At 66.0% G+C, this 19,398-nt stretch carries 17 protein-coding genes and 1 other RNA gene; 16 read left to right on the top strand and 2 right to left on the bottom strand.

Annotated elements, in window-relative coordinates; genetic code table 11:
* Positions 1 to 10: 10 nt before the first annotated feature.
* Both LJF27_RS13360 and LJF27_RS13355 read right to left on the bottom strand, forming a co-directional pair.
* Positions 11 to 388, bottom strand: coding sequence for a YraN family protein (locus LJF27_RS13360; protein ID WP_003110149.1), 378 nt, complete (start codon positions 386 to 388; stop codon positions 11 to 13).
* Positions 385 to 2,199 (bottom strand): penicillin-binding protein activator, encoded by a 1,815-nt coding sequence (locus LJF27_RS13355; RefSeq protein WP_012614522.1) that lies wholly within the window; start codon positions 2,197 to 2,199, stop codon positions 385 to 387. The genes LJF27_RS13360 and LJF27_RS13355 overlap by 4 nt, the downstream gene beginning before the upstream one ends.
* A 126-nt stretch (positions 2,200 to 2,325) precedes the next feature.
* On the opposite strand from LJF27_RS13355, the gene rsmI reads away from it, so the two are divergent.
* From rsmI to ftsA, 16 genes are all read left to right on the top strand, one after another.
* Complete coding sequence (gene rsmI, locus LJF27_RS13350; protein ID WP_003120901.1) at positions 2,326 to 3,174, top strand: 16S rRNA (cytidine(1402)-2'-O)-methyltransferase; 849 nt, start codon at positions 2,326 to 2,328, stop codon at positions 3,172 to 3,174.
* Positions 3,175 to 3,214: 40 nt separating this feature from the next.
* An RNA gene (gene rnpB, locus LJF27_RS13345) (RNase P RNA component class A) lies at positions 3,215 to 3,564 on the top strand.
* Positions 3,565 to 3,878: 314 nt separating this feature from the next.
* Positions 3,879 to 4,334 carry a division/cell wall cluster transcriptional repressor MraZ gene (gene mraZ / locus LJF27_RS13340; protein ID WP_003103101.1) on the top strand — a complete coding sequence of 152 codons (456 nt, stop codon included), beginning with the start codon at positions 3,879 to 3,881 and terminating at the stop codon, positions 4,332 to 4,334.
* Positions 4,335 to 4,336: 2 nt separating this feature from the next.
* A complete protein-coding gene (gene rsmH / locus LJF27_RS13335) occupies positions 4,337 to 5,278 on the top strand; it encodes a 16S rRNA (cytosine(1402)-N(4))-methyltransferase RsmH (RefSeq protein ID WP_004348010.1) in 942 nt (313 codons plus the stop codon).
* Positions 5,275 to 5,568 (top strand): cell division protein FtsL, encoded by a 294-nt coding sequence (gene ftsL / locus LJF27_RS13330; RefSeq protein WP_003094142.1) that lies wholly within the window; start codon positions 5,275 to 5,277, stop codon positions 5,566 to 5,568. Before rsmH ends, ftsL begins: the two co-directional genes overlap by 4 nt.
* Entirely contained in the window at positions 5,565 to 7,304 is a 1,740-nt protein-coding gene (gene ftsI / locus LJF27_RS13325) for a peptidoglycan D,D-transpeptidase FtsI (RefSeq protein WP_003094139.1), read from the top strand. Before ftsL ends, ftsI begins: the two co-directional genes overlap by 4 nt.
* Complete coding sequence (locus LJF27_RS13320) at positions 7,304 to 8,767, top strand: UDP-N-acetylmuramoyl-L-alanyl-D-glutamate--2,6-diaminopimelate ligase (protein WP_003094133.1); 1,464 nt, start codon at positions 7,304 to 7,306, stop codon at positions 8,765 to 8,767. Before ftsI ends, LJF27_RS13320 begins: the two co-directional genes overlap by 1 nt.
* The gene (locus tag LJF27_RS13315) at positions 8,760 to 10,136 is read left to right on the top strand and encodes a UDP-N-acetylmuramoyl-tripeptide--D-alanyl-D-alanine ligase (RefSeq protein WP_004348012.1); all 1,377 of its coding nucleotides are present in this window, start codon (positions 8,760 to 8,762) and stop codon (positions 10,134 to 10,136) included. Before LJF27_RS13320 ends, LJF27_RS13315 begins: the two co-directional genes overlap by 8 nt.
* The gene (mraY, locus tag LJF27_RS13310) at positions 10,136 to 11,218 is read left to right on the top strand and encodes a phospho-N-acetylmuramoyl-pentapeptide-transferase (protein WP_003094129.1); all 1,083 of its coding nucleotides are present in this window, start codon (positions 10,136 to 10,138) and stop codon (positions 11,216 to 11,218) included. Before LJF27_RS13315 ends, mraY begins: the two co-directional genes overlap by 1 nt.
* 13 nt (positions 11,219 to 11,231) lie before the next feature.
* Positions 11,232 to 12,578 carry a UDP-N-acetylmuramoyl-L-alanine--D-glutamate ligase gene (gene murD / locus LJF27_RS13305; RefSeq protein ID WP_003103104.1) on the top strand — a complete coding sequence of 449 codons (1,347 nt, stop codon included), beginning with the start codon at positions 11,232 to 11,234 and terminating at the stop codon, positions 12,576 to 12,578.
* Positions 12,578 to 13,777, top strand: a complete 1,200-nt coding sequence (gene ftsW / locus LJF27_RS13300; protein WP_003094125.1) for a putative lipid II flippase FtsW — start codon at positions 12,578 to 12,580, stop codon at positions 13,775 to 13,777. Before murD ends, ftsW begins: the two co-directional genes overlap by 1 nt.
* Positions 13,767 to 14,840 carry an undecaprenyldiphospho-muramoylpentapeptide beta-N-acetylglucosaminyltransferase gene (murG, locus tag LJF27_RS13295; RefSeq protein ID WP_003103107.1) on the top strand — a complete coding sequence of 358 codons (1,074 nt, stop codon included), beginning with the start codon at positions 13,767 to 13,769 and terminating at the stop codon, positions 14,838 to 14,840. The genes ftsW and murG overlap by 11 nt, the downstream gene beginning before the upstream one ends.
* Positions 14,833 to 16,275: a UDP-N-acetylmuramate--L-alanine ligase gene (gene murC / locus LJF27_RS13290; protein WP_023103497.1), complete on the top strand. Its 1,443-nt coding sequence runs from the start codon at positions 14,833 to 14,835 to the stop codon at positions 16,273 to 16,275. The genes murG and murC overlap by 8 nt, the downstream gene beginning before the upstream one ends.
* Entirely contained in the window at positions 16,272 to 17,231 is a 960-nt protein-coding gene (locus LJF27_RS13285) for a D-alanine--D-alanine ligase (RefSeq protein WP_004348014.1), read from the top strand. Before murC ends, LJF27_RS13285 begins: the two co-directional genes overlap by 4 nt.
* Before the next feature lie 3 nt (positions 17,232 to 17,234).
* On the top strand, positions 17,235 to 18,098 hold the full coding sequence (locus LJF27_RS13280; protein WP_003094118.1) for a cell division protein FtsQ/DivIB: 864 nt from the start codon (positions 17,235 to 17,237) through the stop codon (positions 18,096 to 18,098).
* A 21-nt stretch (positions 18,099 to 18,119) separates the two neighbouring features.
* Positions 18,120 to 19,373 carry a cell division protein FtsA gene (ftsA, locus tag LJF27_RS13275; protein ID WP_003094115.1) on the top strand — a complete coding sequence of 418 codons (1,254 nt, stop codon included), beginning with the start codon at positions 18,120 to 18,122 and terminating at the stop codon, positions 19,371 to 19,373.
* The last annotated feature ends 25 nt before the right edge of the window (positions 19,374 to 19,398 follow it).

Here is a 19,398-nt window from a genome sequence, read left to right as displayed (position 1 = left end):
GGGCGGCTGATCAGGCGTCGAATGCGTTCTGAATCCAGTCCAGTCGCGGTGGTGATTGTCCGTCGCTGGTATCGACGGTGACCACATCGAAGCGACAGGGGCGTTTGGCCCAGCGCGCCTCCTGTTGCAGAAAAAGTTCGGCGGAGAGAATCAGGCGCTGCCGCTTGCGCGCGTCGATGCTCTCCAGGGCTCCGCCCCAGGCGCGATGCCGGCGGGAGCGGACTTCGACGAATACTACTGTATCGCCGTCGAGCATGACCAGATCGAGCTCTCCGCGGCGACAGGTCCAATTCTTGCCAAGTGTGGCAAGGCCCTGTCGCCGTAGATGGGCGCAGGCCAGTTCCTCGGCCTGGCGCCCCTTGTCCCGGGAGCTTTCCCTATCGGTCAAAAGCTGCTGGTCCCCAGCGGCTGGACCTGGCCATTGCGGAACTCGGCCCATTGCAACTGGCGTTCGATACGTTGGGTCGGATTCAGACTCAGGGTACCGGTCAGGCCGTCGATCTGCAGGCTCGGCACGGCCTTCAGTTCAGGCAGACGCGGAGCGAGGCGGTAGGCGTCGACGCCCATGGCGTAGAGGCGGCCCATGCTGCCGTTGGCCTGGGGCCATTGGGCGGCGACCTGCTGGCGGGTCGGGTCGCTGGGGTTGAGCAGCCACGGGGTCTCGCAGAAGCGGATGCCGTTGAGATCCTGGTCCTGGGTCGGGTTGTTGGTCCCGGTGTAGAGGTGCGAAGTGGCGTAGACCGGAAGGTCGCCGGCGTACTGGAAGGCCAGGGTCGGCTTGATCTGGCGGGCCTGCTGCGGGGTGGCGGCGAGGAACACGAAGTCGATGTCCTGGCGGCGCGACGGCTGGGTGGCGATCTGGCTGCCGAGGGCGCCCTGCAGGCGCTGGGCGCGGCCTTCGCTCTGGCGCAGTTGCAGCAGGTCGGCGATCTGTTGCGCCAGTTGTACCGGCTGGTCGACATGCTCGGCGGCGATCAGGCTGCCGCCCGCGGACTGCCAGCTCTGGCTGAAGGCGGCCAACACGCGGTCGCCCCATTCGCCGCGCGGCACCAGCGCCACGGCCCGGCGCATGCCGTCGCCCCAGGCCCGGCTGGCCACCGCGCGCGCTTCGTCCTCGGCGGCGAGGCCGAACTGGAACAGCTGCGCCGGGCCTTCCTGGCTGTTGTCGCTGTAGTTGAGTGCGAGGGTGGTGATCGGCAGTTGCTCGCGGCTAGCGAGTTGCTTGACCAGCGGCTTCTCCAGTGGACCGACGACCAGTTCGACGCCATCGGCCTGGGCCTGGCGGTAGAAGTCATCTAGCGAGCGCACCTGGGTACTGTCGTAGAGCTTGATCGAAGGAGGATTCTGGCCGGCCTGCTGGGCCTGGAAGTGGGCGGCGAGGAAGCCGTCCTGCAGGGCCCTGGCGACGTTGGCCAACTGCCCCTGCTGGGGTAGCAGGAGGGCGATGCGGGTCAGCGGCTGCTGGGACAGCGACTTGAGTTTCTCCAGCGCCGCCGGCAAGTGCTTGGCCGCCGGGTGCTCGGGGTTCTGCTGTTGCCAGCTCTCGATGCTGGCCTGCTGTTGCTGCAGGGTCGGCGAGGTCTTGGTGATGCGTGCCAGGGTCAGCCAGCCGCTGAGGTCGCCTTCGTTGGCGCTCGGTTGCAACTGGTCGACCGGCAGGCTGCTGACCAGGGTCCAGATCTTTTCCTGGTTCTCGATCACCGCCGGGCCCTCGAGCAGCGGTGCGAAGTAGATGCGCTCCTTGGCTGCGGCAAGGACCTGGCCGTCGGCGGCGAGGGCCTGGGCCTTGGCGCGCTGGGTACGAACCTGCTGGGTCACCGGCAGTTCGCTGAGATGCTGCATGCTCGGATGCTGCAATGCCTGCAGGGCGGCCTTGGGCTTGCTGCGGGCGAGGGCCAGTTCGGCGTTCAGGGTGCTGGCGAAGACCTGCTGGGCCGGCTTCAGGCTTTCCAGCGGAATCTGTCCCAGGATGGCGGTGGACCTGGCGAGGTCCTTCTGCTGGTAGGCAAGGTCCGCTGCCGAGAGGCGCAGCAGCGCCGCTTCCTCGGGCTTGCTCTGGCTGGCCTGTTGCAACAACTGCTCGATGCTGGCATTCGGCGTACGGGGAAGTTCGCCCAGTCCGGAATTGGACGAGGTCGCGCAGGCGGTCAGCAGACCGGCCAGGATCAGAGCAGAAAGCGGACGCAGGCAAGCGATCATATAGGGCTTCTCATGGCGCATTCACGAAGAGTCGCCGATTGTACCGGAGGCCCGCCTCGGGTGCGATGGCGGCACCCTGAATCGCGATACAATGCCGCCTTTTCAGATAGCTCCCGAGGTATTTTCGTGTCAGCAGGCACTCTGTTCGTAGTGGCGACCCCGATCGGCAATCTCGACGACATCAGCCCGCGCGCCCTGCGGGTGCTGCGGGAGGTGGCCCTGGTGGCTGCGGAGGATACCCGCCATTCGATCCGGCTGTTCCAGCACTTCGGCATCGAGACGCCATTGGCGGCCTGCCACGAGCACAACGAGCGCGAGGAGGGCGGGCGCTTCATCTCCCGGCTGCAGGGTGGGGAGGACGTCGCGCTGATCTCGGACGCCGGTACCCCGCTGATTTCCGATCCCGGCTTCCACCTGGTGCGCCAGGCACAGGCGCTGGGTATCCGGGTGGTCCCGGTGCCGGGCTCCTGCGCGCTGATCGCGGCGCTGTCGGCGGCGGGATTGCCGTCGGACCGGTTCATCTTCGAAGGTTTCCTGCCCGCCAAGGCTGCGGGACGACGCAGCCGCCTCCAGGCGGTACAGGAAGAGCCGCGCACGCTGATTTTCTACGAGGCGCCCCATCGTCTGCTGGAAAGCCTGGCGGACATGCGCGACGTGTTCGGCGGGGAGCGCCGTGCGGTGCTGGCGCGGGAGCTGAGCAAGACCTTCGAGACCATTCGCAGCCTGCCGTTGGCCGAACTGCACGATTGGGTCGCGTCGGACAGCAACCAGCAGCGCGGCGAGTGCGTTGTGCTGGTGGCGGGGTGGCAGGCGCCGGAAGGCGAGGAGTCGATCGGTGCGGAGGCGCTCAGGGTGCTCGACCTGCTGCTTGCCGAGCTGCCGTTGAAGAAAGCCGCGGCGCTGGCGGCGGAAATTACCGGGGTGCGAAAAAACCTTTTGTATCAACAGGCTTTGCAACGCCAAGGGAAGAGTTGAGCTTGTTCTTCGCGCCTGCTCCCGCTAACCTTGTCGGCGGAGAGTCGATTGGACAGTCGCTGTCGCGCAATAGCGCGGTGGAGGAAAGTCCGGGCTCCATAGGGCAGAGTGCCAGGTAACGCCTGGGAGGCGCGAGCCTACGGAAAGTGCCACAGAAAATAACCGCCTAAGCGCAACAGCGCCGGTAAGGGTGAAAAGGTGCGGTAAGAGCGCACCGCACGGCTGGCAACAGTGCGTGGCTAGGTAAACCCCACTCGGAGCAAGACCAAATAGGAATCCATTGGCGCGGCCCGCGTTGGATTCGGGTAGGTCGCTTGAGGCGTACAGTGATGTGCGTCCCAGAGGAATGGCTGTCCTCGACAGAACCCGGCTTATAGATCGACTCTCCCACTTCTTCCCACTCTCTTCGCTTTTTCCCGGTTTTATCCGTCCGTCGCAAAAGCGAAAAGCCGCAACTCTTGATAAATCACTTTAAGTTCGAAGGCTAAGACTTTGGACTTATTGTGTTTTGTCATCTCTTTTACTTCTAAAAGCGCTCCGCAACCTTCCAAAAGCACGCTAAATCTCCGTCCTGTAAGGATTTTTCACTTCTGACGCGCCTTGACGGTGGGGAGTGTGGATTTCTATAGTGTGCAGAAGTGGTATGAAGTGGGTAAAAGTGGGATCAATTGGCATGGAAAGCCAACCACAGGGGAAGCGCTGACGTGTTTCGCGGAGCTAATGCCATAAGTCTCGACGCCAAAGGGCGCCTCGCGATGCCGAGTCGGTATCGTGACGAGCTCGTTTCGCGTTGTGCCGGCCAGCTCATTGTCACTATCGACGCAGTCGACCCCTGCCTCACCGTTTACCCCTTGCCCGAATGGGAACTGATCGAAGCCAAGCTGCGCGAGCTGCCTTCTTTGCGAGAAGAAACGCGGCGCCTGCAGCGGCTGCTGATCGGTAATGCCGTCGATCTGGAACTGGACGGAAACGGGCGTTTCCTGATTCCGCCGCGCCTGCGCGAGTACGCCAAGCTGGACAAGCGGGCGATGCTGGTGGGGCAACTGAACAAGTTTCAGTTGTGGGATGAGGATGCCTGGAACGCCATGGCTGAAGCCGACCTGGCGGCAATCAAACAACCCGGTGGGCTGCCGGACGAACTACGCGACCTGATCCTTTGACTATGAATGCCACCTACCGCCATATCACCGTTCTGCTCGAGGAGGCCGTTTCCGCACTGGCCCCGCGGGAGGACGGCTGCTATCTGGACGGTACCTTCGGAAGAGGGGGCCATAGTCGAGCCTTGCTCGAGAAACTGGGCGCCGGGGGACGCCTGCTCGGATTCGACAAAGATCCCCAGGCCATCCAGACAGGAAAAGCATTGGCGGCCGAAGACGGCCGCTTCGTCATTGTGCAGCGCTCGTTCGCCGAACTGGGCGATGAGGTGCGCGCACGCGGTCTCGAAGGGCGGGTCGATGGCGTCCTGCTCGACCTTGGCGTGTCGTCGCCGCAACTCGACGATCCCGAGCGCGGCTTCAGCTTCCTCAACGATGGTCCGCTGGACATGCGCATGAATCCCGGCCAGGGCATCAGCGCAGCGGAGTTCATCGCCAATGCCGCCGAAGAGGAAATCGCCCGGGTTTTCAAGGAATATGGCGAAGAGCGCTTCGCCAAGCGGATGGCTCGCGCCATCGTGCAGCGCCGCCAGGAGCGGCCGTTCGAACGAACTGCCGATCTCGCCGAAGTGATCACGGTTGCCAACCCCGCCTGGGAGAAGGGCAAGAATCCGGCGACCCGCGCATTCCAGGGCCTGCGCATCCATGTGAACAATGAGCTGGGCGATCTCGAGCGTGGCCTTGACGCCGCGCTCGAATCGCTGGCCGTCGGCGGCCGGCTGGTGGTGATCAGTTTCCATTCCCTGGAAGACCGCATCGTCAAGCTGTTCATGCGCAAGCACGCCAAGGGCGAGGCGGACAACTTGCCGCGCGACCTGCCGATCCGTTCCAAGGTCTTCGAGCCGCGCCTGAAGCTGCTGGGCAAGCCGCAGTACGCTTCGGAAGAAGAACTCAAGGCCAACCCGCGCTCGCGCAGCGCGGTCATGCGCGTGGCGGAGAAGCTGAGATGAGCCGTCTCTTCGTCAAGCGCCTGCCTACCGGCAGCTTTCTCATGTTGCTGCTTTATATAGGTCTGCTGCTCTCGGCGATTGCCGTGGCCTACAGCACCTACTGGAACCGGCAACTGCTCAACTCGCTGTATTCCGAGCTGAGCGTGCGCGACAAGGCGCAGGCCGAGTGGGGCCGGTTGATTCTCGAGCAGAGCACCTGGACCGCCCATAGCCGCATCGAAAGCCTGGCGGTGGAACAGTTGCGCATGCGCGTTCCCGACCCGGCCGAGGTCAGGATGGTGGCGCCATGAAACTGAATTATTTCCAGGGCGCCCTCTACCCATGGCGGTTCTGCGTGATCGTCGGCCTGCTGCTGGCGATGGTCGGCGCCATCGTCTGGCGAATCGTCGACCTGCACGTGATCGACCATGACTTCCTCAAGGGCCAGGGCGACGCGCGTAGCGTGCGGCATATCGCCATCCCTGCGCACCGGGGCCTGATCACTGACCGCAACGGCGAACCGCTGGCGGTGAGCACCCCGGTCACCACCCTGTGGGCCAACCCCAAGGAGCTGATGACCGCCAAGGAACGCTGGCCGCAACTGGCGGCGGCGCTCGGGCAGGATACCAAGCTGTTCGCCGACCGCATCGAGCAGAACGCCGAGCGCGAGTTCATCTATCTGGTCCGTGGGCTGACCCCGGAGCAGGGCGAAGGCGTGATCGCCCTGAAGGTGCCCGGCGTGTACTCCATCGAGGAGTTTCGGCGTTTCTACCCGGCTGGCGAAGTGGTGGCCCATGCGGTCGGCTTTACCGATGTCGACGACCGCGGTCGCGAAGGTATCGAGCTGGCTTTCGACGAATGGCTGGCCGGCGTGCCGGGCAAGCGCCAGGTGCTCAAGGATCGCCGTGGCCGCGTGATCAAGGACGTGCAGGTCACCAAGAATGCCAAACCGGGCAAGACCCTTGCGCTGTCCATCGACCTGCGCCTGCAGTACCTGGCTCATCGCGAACTGCGCAACGCTCTGCTGGAAAACGGCGCCAAGGCCGGCAGCTTGGTGATCATGGACGTGAAGACCGGGGAGATCCTGGCCATGACCAACCAGCCCACCTACAACCCGAACAATCGTCGTAACCTGCAGCCGGCGGCCATGCGCAACCGGGCGATGATCGACGTGTTCGAGCCGGGCTCGACGGTCAAGCCGTTCTCGATGAGCGCGGCGCTGGCCAGCGGGCGCTGGAAACCCAGCGATATCGTCGACGTCTACCCGGGCACCCTGCAGATCGGCCGCTACACCATTCGCGACGTATCGCGCAATTCGCGGCAACTCGATCTCACCGGCATCCTGATCAAGTCGAGCAACGTCGGCATCAGCAAGATCGCCTTCGACATCGGCGCCGAATCCATCTACTCGGTCATGCAACAGGTCGGCCTTGGGCAGGACACGGGGTTGGGCTTCCCCGGCGAGCGCGTCGGCAACCTGCCCAACCACCGCAAGTGGCCGAAGGCGGAAACCGCGACCCTAGCCTACGGCTACGGTCTCTCGGTAACCGCGATCCAGTTGGCGCATGCCTATGCGGCCCTGGCCAACGACGGCAAGAGCGTGCCGCTGAGCATGACCCGAGTCGACCGCGTGCCGGATGGCGTGCAGGTGATCTCGCCTGAAGTGGCTTCCACCGTGCAGGGCATGCTGCAACAAGTGGTCGAGGCCCAGGGCGGGGTGTTCCGCGCCCAGGTGCCGGGTTACCACGCCGCCGGCAAGAGCGGGACCGCGCGCAAGGTCTCGGTCGGCACCAAGGGCTACCGGGAAAACGCCTATCGCTCGCTGTTCGCCGGTTTCGCCCCGGCCACCGATCCGCGCATCGCGATGGTCGTGGTGATCGACGAGCCGAGCAAGGCGGGCTACTTCGGCGGCCTGGTGTCGGCGCCGGTGTTCAGCAAGGTCATGGCTGGCGCGCTGCGCCTGATGAACGTGCCGCCGGATAACCTGCCGACGGCCACCGAACAGCAGCAGGTCAATGCTGCGCCCGCAAAAGGAGGGCGTGGCTGATGCCTATGAGCCTGAACCAACTGTTTCCCCAGGCCGAGCGCGATCTGCTGATCCGCGAGCTGACCCTGGATAGCCGCGGCGTTCGTCCGGGCGACCTGTTCCTGGCGGTGCCGGGCGGGCGCCAGGATGGTCGTGCGCACATCGCCGATGCCCTGGCCAAGGGCGCGGCTGCCGTGGCTTACGAGGCGGAAGGCGCCGGAGAGTTGCCGCCCAGCGATGCGCCGCTGATCGCGGTGAAGGGGCTGGCCGCGCAACTGTCGGCGGTCGCCGGGCGTTTCTACGGCGAGCCGAGCCGCGGGCTGGACCTGATCGGCGTCACCGGCACCAACGGCAAGACCAGCGTCAGCCAACTGGTGGCCCAGGCCCTGGATCTGCTCGGCGAGCGCTGCGGCATCGTCGGCACCCTCGGCACCGGTTTCTACGGCGCCCTGGAGAGCGGCCGGCACACCACGCCGGACCCGCTCGCGGTGCAGGCCACGCTGGCCACGCTGAAGCAGGCTGGCGCCCGCGCGGTAGCGATGGAAGTGTCTTCCCACGGCCTCGACCAGGGCCGCGTGGCGGCGCTCGGTTTCGATATCGCGGTGTTCACCAATCTGTCCCGCGACCACCTCGACTATCACGGTTCGATGGAAGCCTATGCCGCCGCCAAGGCCAAGCTGTTCGCCTGGCCGGGCCTGCGCTGCCGGGTGATCAACCTGGACGACGATTTCGGCCGTCGACTGGCCGGCGAGGAGCAGGACTCGGAGCTGATCACCTACAGCCTCACCGACAGCTCGGCGTTCCTCTATTGCCGCGAAGCGCGCTTCGGCGACGCCGGCATCGAGGCGGCGCTGGTCACTCCGCACGGCGAGGGCCTGCTGCGCAGCCCGTTGCTCGGCCGCTTCAACCTGAGCAACCTGCTGGCGGCGGTCGGTGCGTTGCTTGGCCTGGGTTATCCCCTGGGCGATATCCTCCGCACCTTGCCGCAACTGCAGGGGCCGGTCGGCCGCATGCAGCGCCTGGGAGGCGGCGACAAGCCGCTGGTGGTGGTGGACTACGCGCATACTCCCGACGCCCTGGAAAAAGTCCTGGAGGCCCTGCGTCCGCACGCGGCCGCGCGCCTGCTGTGCCTGTTCGGCTGCGGTGGCGATCGCGATGCCGGCAAGCGTCCGCTGATGGCTGCGATCGCCGAACGCCTGGCGGATGGGGTGCTGGTCACCGACGACAACCCGCGCACCGAGGCCAGTGCGGCGATCATCGCCGATATCCGCAAAGGCTTCGCTGCCGCTGACAAGGTTACCTTCCTGCCGTCGCGCGGTGAGGCGATCGCCCATCTGATCGCTTCCGCTGCGGTGGATGACGTGGTGCTCCTGGCTGGCAAGGGTCACGAGGATTATCAGGAGATCGACGGCGTACGCCATCCGTTCTCCGACATCGAGCAGGCCGAGCGCGCCCTGGCCGCCTGGGAGGTGCCGCATGCTTGAGCCTCTTCGCCTCAGCCAGTTGACGGTCGCGCTGGACGCCCGCCTGATCGGCGAGGACGCCGTCTTTTCGGCGGTTTCCACCGACAGTCGCGCCATCGGGCCCGGCCAACTGTTCATTGCCCTGAGTGGGCCGCGTTTCGACGGCCACGACTATCTCGCCGAGGTTGCCGCCAAGGGCGCGGTGGCTGCGCTGGTGGAGCGCGAAGTCGCCGACGCGCCCCTGCCGCAATTGCTGGTGCGCGATACCCGTGCGGCCCTGGGGCGACTGGGCGCGCTGAACCGGCGCAAGTTCACCGGCCCGCTGGCGGCCATGACGGGCTCCAGCGGCAAGACCACGGTCAAGGAGATGCTCGCCAGCATCCTGCGTACCCAGGCCGGCGATGCCGAGTCGGTGCTGGCTACCCGTGGCAATCTGAACAACGACCTCGGCGTACCGCTGACCCTGCTGCAACTGGCGCCGCAGCACCGTAGCGCAGTGATCGAACTGGGCGCCTCGCGCATCGGCGAGATCGCCTACACGGTTGAGCTGACCCGCCCGCACGTGGCGATCATCACCAATGCCGGAACCGCCCATGTCGGCGAGTTCGGCGGACCGGAGAAGATCGTCGAGGCGAAGGGCGAGATACTCGAAGGGCTGGCCGCCGACGGCACCGCCGTGCTGAACCTGGACGACAAGGCCTTCGACACCTGGAAGGCCCGTGCCAGCGGCCGTCCGTTGCTGACTTTCTCCCTCGACCGGCCCCAGGCCGATTTCCGCGCCGCCGATCTGCAGCGCGATGCGCGCGGCTGCATGGGCTTCAGGCTGCAGGGCGTAGCGGGTGAAGCGCAGGTCCAGCTCAACCTGCTGGGGCGGCACAATGTCGCCAATGCCCTGGCTGCCGCCGCTGCCGCCCATGCACTGGGCGTACCGCTGGGTGGGATCGTCGCCGGGCTGCAGGCGCTGCAGCCGGTCAAGGGCCGCGCGGTAGCGCAACTGACCGCCAGCGGGCTGCGTGTGATAGACGACAGCTACAACGCCAACCCCGCGTCAATGCTGGCGGCGATTGATATACTGAGCGGCTTTTCCGGGCGCACCGTCCTGGTCCTCGGAGACATGGGCGAACTCGGTTCCTGGGCCGAGCAGGCCCACCGCGAGGTGGGCGCCTACGCCGCTGGCAAGGTGTCCGCGCTCTATGCGGTCGGACCGCTGATGGCCCACGCCGTACAGGCGTTCGGCGCCACGGGCCGGCACTTCGCCGACCAGGCCAGCCTGATCGGGGCGCTGGCCACCGAACAACCGACAACCACCATTTTGATCAAGGGTTCCCGCAGTGCGGCGATGGACAAAGTCGTCGCGGCGCTGTGCGGTTCCTCCGAGGAGAGTCACTAATGCTCCTGCTGCTGGCCGAATACCTGCAACAGTTCTACAAGGGCTTCGGCGTCTTCCAGTACCTGACCCTGCGCGGCATTCTCAGCGTGCTCACCGCGCTGTCGCTGTCGCTGTGGCTGGGGCCCTGGATGATCCGTACCTTGCAGATCCGCCAGATCGGCCAGGCCGTGCGCAACGACGGTCCGCAGTCGCACCTGTCGAAGAAGGGCACCCCGACCATGGGCGGCGCCCTGATCCTTACCGCCATAGCCATCAGCACGCTGCTGTGGGCGGATCTTTCCAACCGCTACGTGTGGGTAGTGCTGGTCGTTACCCTGCTGTTCGGTGCCATCGGCTGGGTGGACGACTACCGCAAGGTGATCGAGAAGAACTCCCGTGGCCTGCCGAGCCGCTGGAAGTACTTCTGGCAGTCGGTGTTCGGCATCGGCGCCGCCGTGTTCCTCTACATGACTGCCGAAACCCCGATCGAGACCACCCTGATCGTGCCGATGCTGAAGAGCGTCGAGATCCAGTTGGGCATCTTCTTCGTGGTCCTGACTTACTTCGTCATCGTCGGTTCGAGCAATGCAGTGAACCTCACCGACGGTCTCGACGGCCTGGCGATCATGCCGACGGTAATGGTTGCCGGCGCGCTGGGCATCTTCTGCTACCTGTCGGGCAACGTGAAGTTCGCCGAGTACCTGTTGATTCCCAACGTACCGGGCGCCGGCGAGCTGATCGTGTTCTGCGCCGCGCTGGTCGGCGCCGGCCTCGGCTTCCTCTGGTTCAACACCTATCCGGCGCAGGTCTTCATGGGCGACGTCGGCGCGTTGGCGCTGGGCGCCGCGCTGGGCACCATCGCGGTGATCGTGCGCCAGGAAATCGTGCTGTTCATCATGGGTGGGGTGTTCGTCATGGAAACCCTCTCGGTGATGATCCAGGTCGCTTCCTTCAAGCTGACCGGACGCCGCGTCTTCCGCATGGCGCCGATCCATCACCATTTCGAACTGAAAGGCTGGCCGGAGCCGCGCGTGATCGTGCGCTTCTGGATCATCACCGTGATCCTGGTGCTGATCGGCCTCGCCACCTTGAAGCTGCGTTGAGGACGAAGAGAGCATGAGCCTGATCGCCTCCGACCACTTCCGCATCGTTGTCGGCCTCGGCAAGAGCGGCATGTCCCTGGTGCGCTACCTGGCGCGCCGCGGCTTGCCTTTCGCCGTGGTCGATACCCGAGAGAACCCGCCGGAGCTGGCCACCCTGCGTGCCCAGTATCCGCAGGTGGAAGTGCGTTGCGGCGAACTCGACGCCGAGTTCCTCTGCTCCGCCCGCGAACTCTACGTCAGCCCCGGCTTGTCGCTGCGCACCCCCGCGCTGGTACAGGCCGCCGCGAAAGGCGTGCGCATCTCCGGTGACATCGATCTCTTCGCCCGCGAGGCGAAGGCCCCGATCGTCGCCATCACCGGTTCCAACGCGAAGAGCACCGTGACCACCCTGGTGGGCGAAATGGCGGTGGCCGCGGACAAGCGTGTCGCCGTCGGCGGCAACCTCGGCACCCCGGCGCTCGACCTGCTGGCCGACGACATCGAGCTGTACGTGTTGGAGCTGTCGAGCTTCCAGCTGGAAACCTGCGATCGCCTCAACGCCGAGGTGGCGACCGTGCTGAACGTCAGCGAAGACCATATGGATCGCTACGACGGCATGGCTGACTACCACCTGGCCAAGCACCGGATCTTCCGCGGTGCCCGCCAGGTCGTGGTGAATCGCGCCGATGCCCTGACCCGACCGCTGATCGCCGATACCGTGCCGTGCTGGTCGTTCGGCCTGAACAAGCCGGACTTCAAGGCTTTCGGCCTGATCGAGGAAGACGGCCAGAAGTGGCTGGCGTTCCAGTTCGACAAGCTGCTGCCGGTTGGCGAACTGAAGATCCGTGGCGCCCACAACTATTCCAACGCGCTCGCCGCGCTGGCGCTGGGCCATGCGGTCGGCCTGCCGTTCGACGCCATGCTCGGCGCGCTGAAGGCGTTTTCCGGCCTGGCTCATCGCTGCCAGTGGGTACGCGAGCGGCAGGGCGTGAGCTACTACGACGATTCCAAGGCCACCAACGTCGGCGCCGCCCTGGCGGCGATCGAGGGGCTGGGTGCCGACATCGACGGCAAGCTGGTGCTGCTCGCCGGCGGAGACGGCAAGGGCGCCGATTTCCATGACCTGCGCGAGCCGGTCGCGCGCTTCTGCCGGGCGGTGGTACTGCTTGGCCGTGACGCCGGGCTGATTGCCCAGGCACTGGGCAACGCGGTACCGCTGGTGCGCGTCGCAACGCTGGACGAAGCAGTCCGGCAGGCCGCCGAGCTGGCCCGCGAAGGCGATGCGGTGCTGTTGTCGCCGGCCTGCGCGAGCCTGGACATGTTCAAGAACTTCGAAGAACGCGGACGCCTGTTCGCCAAAGCCGTAGAGGAGCTAGCGTGATGCTGTCGGTGTTGCGCCCCTTCCCGTCGCCGCTGTTGAGCCGGCACGGCATCGACCTGGACTTCCCGCTGCTGGCGGGTTGCCTGGCGCTGCTCGGCCTCGGCCTGGTGATGGTGACTTCCGCCTCTTCCGAGGTGGCGGCGGCGCAGTCGGGCAACCCGCTGTACTTCTCCGTCCGTCACCTGATCTACCTGGTGATCGGCCTGATTTCCTGCGGCCTGACCATGATGGTCCCGATGGCCACCTGGCAGCGTTGGGGCTGGAAGCTGTTGCTGGTCGCCTTCGGCCTGCTGGTGCTGGTGATCACCCCCGGTATCGGCCGCGAGGTGAACGGCTCGATGCGCTGGATCGGCTTCGGCCTGTTCAACATCCAGCCTTCGGAGATCGCCAAGGTCTGCGTGGTGATCTTCATGGCCGGCTACCTGATCCGCCGCCAGCAGGAGGTCCGGGAAAGCTGGATGGGCTTCTTCAAGCCCTTCGTGGTGTTGCTGCCGATGGCCGGCCTGCTGCTGCGCGAGCCGGACTTCGGCGCCACCGTGGTAATGATGGGCGCTGCCGCGGCCATGCTGTTCCTCGGCGGGGTGGGGCTGTTCCGCTTCGGCCTGATGGTGCTGCTGGCGGTCGGCGCGGTGGTCCTGCTGATCCAGACCCAGCCCTACCGGATGGCACGCCTGACCAACTTCACCGACCCCTGGGCCGACCAGTTCGGCGCCGGCTATCAGTTGAGCCAGGCGCTGATCGCCTTCGGCCGCGGCGGCTGGTTGGGCATGGGACTGGGCAACAGCATCCAGAAGCAGTTCTACCTGCCGGAGGCGCACACCGACTTCGTCTTCGCCGTGCTTGCAGAGGAGCTGGGCATCGTCGGCGCCCTGGCGACCGTCGCCCTGTTCGTGTTCGTCAGCCTGCGCGCGCTGTACATCGGCATCTGGGCCGAGCAGGCCAAGCAGTTCTTCTCCGCCTACGTGGCCTACGGCCTGGCCTTCCTCTGGATCGGCCAGTTCCTGATCAACATCGGGGTGAACGTCGGCCTGCTGCCGACCAAGGGCCTGACCCTGCCGTTCCTCAGCTACGGCGGCAGTTCGCTGGTGATCTGCTGTGCCTGTCTGGGGATGTTGCTGCGCATCGAATGGGAACGGCGAACCCACCTGGGTAGCGAGGAATATGAGTTCAACGAAGAGGACTTTGCCGATGAAAGGTAATGTCCTGATCATGGCGGGTGGCACCGGCGGACACGTGTTCCCGGCGCTCGCCTGTGCGCGGGAGTTCCAGGCGCGCGGCTATGCCGTGCACTGGCTGGGGACGCCGCGCGGCATCGAGAATGACCTGGTACCCAAGGCCGGCCTGCCGTTGCACCTGATTCAGGTCAGCGGGCTGCGCGGCAAGGGCCTGAAGTCGCTGGTCAAGGCGCCGCTGGAACTGCTCAAGTCGCTGTTCCAGGCGCTGCGGGTGATCCGCCAGCTGAGGCCGGTCTGCGTGCTCGGCCTGGGTGGCTATGTCACCGGCCCGGGCGGCCTGGCTGCGCGCCTCAACGGCGTGCCGCTGGTGATCCACGAGCAGAACGCCGTGGCCGGCACCGCCAACCGCAGCCTGGCGCCGATCGCCAGGCGCGTCTGCGAGGCATTCCCGGATACCTTCCCGGCCAGTGACAAGCGTCTGACCACCGGCAATCCGGTGCGCGGCGAGCTATTCCTCGACGCGCACGCCCGCGCGCCGCTGACCGGCCGTCGGGTCAATCTGCTGGTGCTCGGCGGCAGCCTTGGCGCGGAACCGCTGAACAAGCTGTTGCCAGAGGCCCTGGCGCAGGTGCCGCTGGAAATCCGTCCGGCAATCCGCCATCAGGCCGGTCGTCAGCATGCCGAGATTACCGCCGAGCGTTATCGCACAGTGGCGGTCGAAGCGGACGTCGCGCCCTTCATCAGCGACATGGCCGCGGCCTATGCCTGGGCCGACCTGGTGATCTGTCGCGCCGGCGCGCTGACCGTCAGCGAGCTGACGGCGGCGGGATTGCCCGCCTTCCTGGTGCCGTTGCCTCACGCGATCGACGATCACCAGACCCGCAATGCCGAATTCCTGGTACGCAGCGGCGCCGGCCGCCTGCTGCCGCAAAAGTCTACCGGCGCGGCCGAACTGGCCGCGCAGCTGTCCGAGGTCCTGATGCATCCCGAAACCCTGCGCTCCATGGCAGACCAGGCACGCAGCCTGGCGAAACCCGAGGCTACCCGGACGGTGGTCGATGCCTGCCTGGAGGTGGCCCGTGGTTAAAGAACCGAATGGCGTCACCCGGACCATGCGCCGTATCCGCCGCATCCATTTCGTCGGCATCGGCGGCGCCGGTATGTGCGGGATCGCCGAAGTGCTGCTGAACCTCGGCTACGAGGTATCCGGCTCGGACCTCAAGGCCTCGGCGGTGACCGAGCGCCTGGAGAAGTTCGGCGCGCAGATCTTCATCGGCCACCAGGCGGAAAACGCCGACGGCGCCGACGTGCTGGTGGTGTCCAGTGCCATCAACCGGGCCAACCCGGAAGTGGCATCGGCCCTGGAACGGCGGATTCCGGTGGTGCCGCGTGCGGAGATGCTCGCCGAGCTGATGCGCTACCGGCACGGCATCGCGGTAGCCGGCACCCACGGCAAGACCACCACTACCAGCCTGATCTCCTCGGTGTTCGCCGCCGGCGGCCTGGACCCGACCTTCGTCATCGGCGGCCGGCTGAACGCCGCCGGGACCAACGCCCAGCTCGGCGCCAGCCGCTACCTGGTGGCCGAGGCCGACGAGAGCGACGCCAGCTTCCTGCACCTGCAACCGATGGTCGCGGTGGTCACCAATATCGACGCCGACCACATGGCGACCTACGGCGGCGACTTCAACAAGCTGAAGAAGACCTTCGTCGAGTTCCTCCACAACCTGCCGTTCTACGGACTGGCGGTGATGTGCGTGGATGATCCGGTTGTGCGTGAGATCCTCCCGCAGATCGCCCGCCCGACCGTGACCTACGGCCTCAGCGAAGACGCCGACGTGCGCGCGATCAACATCCGCCAGGAAGGCATGCGCACCTGGTTCACCGTGTTGCGCCCGGAGCGCGAGCCGCTGGACGTCTCGGTGAACATGCCCGGCCTGCACAACGTGCTGAATTCCCTGGCGACCATCGTCATCGCTACCGACGAGGGCATCTCCGACGAAGCCATCGTCCAGGGGCTGTCCGGCTTCCAGGGCGTAGGCCGGCGCTTCCAGGTCTACGGCGAGCTGCAGGTCGAGGGTGGCAGCGTGATGCTGGTGGACGATTACGGCCACCATCCGCGCGAAGTCGCCGCGGTGATCAAGGCGATCCGTGGCGGTTGGCCGGAGCGTCGCCTGGTGATGGTCTACCAGCCGCATCGCTATACCCGTACCCGCGACCTGTACGAAGACTTCGTGCAGGTGCTGGGCGAAGCCAACGTGCTGCTGTTGATGGAGGTCTATCCGGCCGGCGAAGAGCCGATCCCGGGAGCCGACAGCCGCCAGCTGTGCCACAGCATCCGCCAGCGCGGCCAGCTTGACCCGATCTACTTCGAGCGCGACGCCGACCTGGCGCCGCTGGTCAAGCCGCTGCTGCGCGCTGGCGACATCCTGCTTTGCCAGGGCGCTGGCGATGTCGGCGGCCTGGCCCCGCAACTGATCAAGAACCCGCTGTTCGCCGGCAAGGGAGGGAAGGGCGCATGAACCTTTGCCTCGATAGCCTGCTGAACGGCACCCAGGATCCCAAGGCGTTCGGCCGTGTCGCCGTGCTGTTCGGCGGCAAGAGCGCCGAGCGCGAGGTGTCGCTGAAGTCCGGCGCGATGGTCCTGCAATCCCTGCTGGCCGCCGGGGTCGATGCCTTCGGCATCGATGTCGGCGAAGACCTGCTGCAACGCCTGGTCGAGGAGAAGATCGACCGTGCCTTCATCATTCTCCACGGTCGTGGCGGCGAGGATGGCAGCATGCAGGGCCTGCTCGAGTGCGCGGGCATTCCCTACACCGGCAGCGGCGTGCTGGCCTCGGCGCTGGCGATGGACAAGCTGCGGACCAAGCGGGTCTGGCTCAGCCTCGGCCTGCCGACCCCGGACTACGCGGTGCTGGCCAGCGAGGATGACTGCCGCGAAGCGGCGCAGCGACTGGGTTTCCCGCTGATCGTCAAGCCGGCTCACGAAGGCTCGAGCATCGGCATGGCCAAGGTCGGCGGGCTCGACGAATTGATCGCGGCGTGGCGCGAAGCGGCCCGCTACGACTCGCAGGTGCTGGTCGAGCAGTGGATCAGCGGCCCGGAATTCACCGTGGCGACCTTGCGCGGGCAGGTGCTGCCGGCGATCCGCCTGGGCACGCCGCACACCTTCTACGACTACGACGCCAAGTACCTGGCCAGCGATACCCGCTACCAGGTGCCCTGCGGTCTCGACGAGGCCAAGGAACGCGAGCTGAAGGAACTCACCGCGCGCGCCTGCGACGCCCTGGGCATCCAGGGTTGGGGGCGGGCGGACGTGATGCAGGACGCCAAAGGGCGTTTCTGGCTGCTTGAAGTCAACACCGCACCGGGCATGACCGACCACAGCCTGGTGCCTATGGCCGCGCGGGCCGCCGGCCTGGATTTCCAGCAACTGGTGCTGGCGATCCTGGCCGATAGCCGCGAGGCGAGGGGATAAGCCATGAATGGCGTACTGCTCCGTCATCAGCAACCCGGTGGACTCGGCCGCGCTCCGCGCAAGCCGATGCCGCGCGGCGCCAGCCGTCTGGTGGCCAAGGAACCGCTGAGCGTGCGCCTGCCGAAAGCCGACTTCAGTTTCCTCAAGTACCTGGCCTGGCCGCTGTTGCTGGCCGTTCTCGGCTATGGCGCCTATCGCGGCGCCGAGTACATCCTGCCGTACGCCGACCGGCCGATCGCCAAGGTCAGTGTCGAGGGCGACCTCAGCTACATCAGCCAGCGCGCGGTGCAGCAGCGGATCTCCCCGTACCTGGCGGCGAGCTTCTTCACCATCGACCTGGCGGGCATGCGCGGGCAACTGGAACAGATGCCCTGGATCGCCCACGCCGAGGTGCGCCGGGTGTGGCCGGACCAGGTGGTGATCCGCCTGGACGAGCAACTGCCGATCGCGCGGTGGGGCGACGAAGCGCTGCTGAACAACCAGGGACAGGCTTTTACGCCAAAGGAACTGGCGAATTATGAACATCTGCCCCGCTTGCATGGTCCACAGCGGGCGCAACAGCAGGTGATGCAGCAATACCAGTTGCTCAGCCAGTTGCTGCGTCCCCTCGGGTTCTCCATCGCCCGCCTGGAAATGAGCGATCGCGGCGGTTGGGCGCTGACCACGGCCCAGGGCGTCGAGATCCAGATCGGGCGCGACCACGTGGTAGACAAGATTCGCCGCTTCGTAAGCATCTACGACAAGGCACTCAAAGATCAGATTTCGAACATTGCGCGGATCGACCTGCGTTACCCCAACGGCCTCGCCGTTGCGTGGCGCGAGCCGGTCACGCCCGCGACGGTGGCCACGGCCAGCGCCGTGCAGTGAGTTGAGGAGACAGTAATAACCATGGCAAGCGTGCAGAGCGGCAAGATGATCGTCGGCCTCGACATCGGTACCTCCAAGGTGGTGGCGCTGGTGGGCGAGGTGACGGCCGATGGCCAGCTGGAGGTCGTTGGCATCGGTACTCATCCGTCCCGCGGCCTGAAGAAGGGCGTGGTGGTGAACATCGAGTCCACCGTGCAGTCGATCCAGCGCGCCATCGACGAGGCCCAGCAGATGGCCGGTTGCCGTATCCACTCGGCGTTCGTCGGCATCGCCGGCAACCACATCCGCAGCCTCAATTCCCACGGCATCGTGGCGATCCGCGATCGCGAGGTGAACCCGGCGGATATCGAACGGGTACTGGATGCCGCCCAGGCGGTGGCGATCCCGGCGGACCAGCGGGTGCTGCATACCCTGGCCCAGGATTACGTGATCGATAACCAGGAAGGCGTGCGCGAGCCGCTGGGCATGTCCGGGGTGCGCCTGGAAGCCAAGGTGCACGTGGTGACCTGCGCGGTGAATGCTTCGCAGAACATCGAGAAGTGCGTGCGCCGCTGCGGCCTCGAGGTCGACGACATCATCCTCGAGCAGTTGGCCTCGGCCTATTCGGTGCTGACCGAGGACGAGAAGGAACTGGGCGTGTGCCTGGTGGATATCGGCGGCGGCACCACCGATATCGCGATCTTCACCGAAGGCGCGATCCGCCATACCGCGGTGATCCCGATCGCCGGCGACCAGGTCACCAATGACATCGCCATGGCCCTGCGTACGCCGACCCAGTACGCGGAAGAGATCAAGATCCGCTACGCCTGCGCCCTGGCCAAGCTGGCCGGTGCCGGCGAGACCATCAAGGTGCCCAGCGTCGGCGACCGGCCGCCGCGCGAACTGTCGCGCCAGGCCCTGGCCGAAGTGGTCGAGCCTCGTTACGACGAGCTGTTCACCCTGGTCCAGGCCGAGCTGCGCCGCAGCGGCTACGAGGACCTGATCCCGGCAGGGATCGTCCTCACCGGCGGCACCTCGAAGATGGAAGGCGCGGTCGAGCTGGCCGAGGAAATCTTCCACATGCCGGTACGCCTCGGCGTGCCGTATAGCGTGAAGGGCCTCACCGACGTGGTGCGCAACCCGATCTATTCGACGGGCGTCGGCCTGCTGATGTACGGACTGCAGAAGCAGTCCGATGGCATGTCGATGTCTGTGTCAGGCAGCAGCTACAGCAGCGACGAACCCAAGGCACCTGTCCTGGAGCGGCTCAAACGCTGGGTCCAGGGCAATTTCTGATTCAACGCGGTAACAGTAGGCGACA

Source organism: Pseudomonas sp. 203-8 (genome assembly GCF_020708595.1).
Classification (GTDB): Bacteria; Pseudomonadota; Gammaproteobacteria; order Pseudomonadales; family Pseudomonadaceae; genus Pseudomonas; species Pseudomonas aeruginosa.
This window is presented reverse-complemented; position numbering and strand designations above follow the sequence as displayed.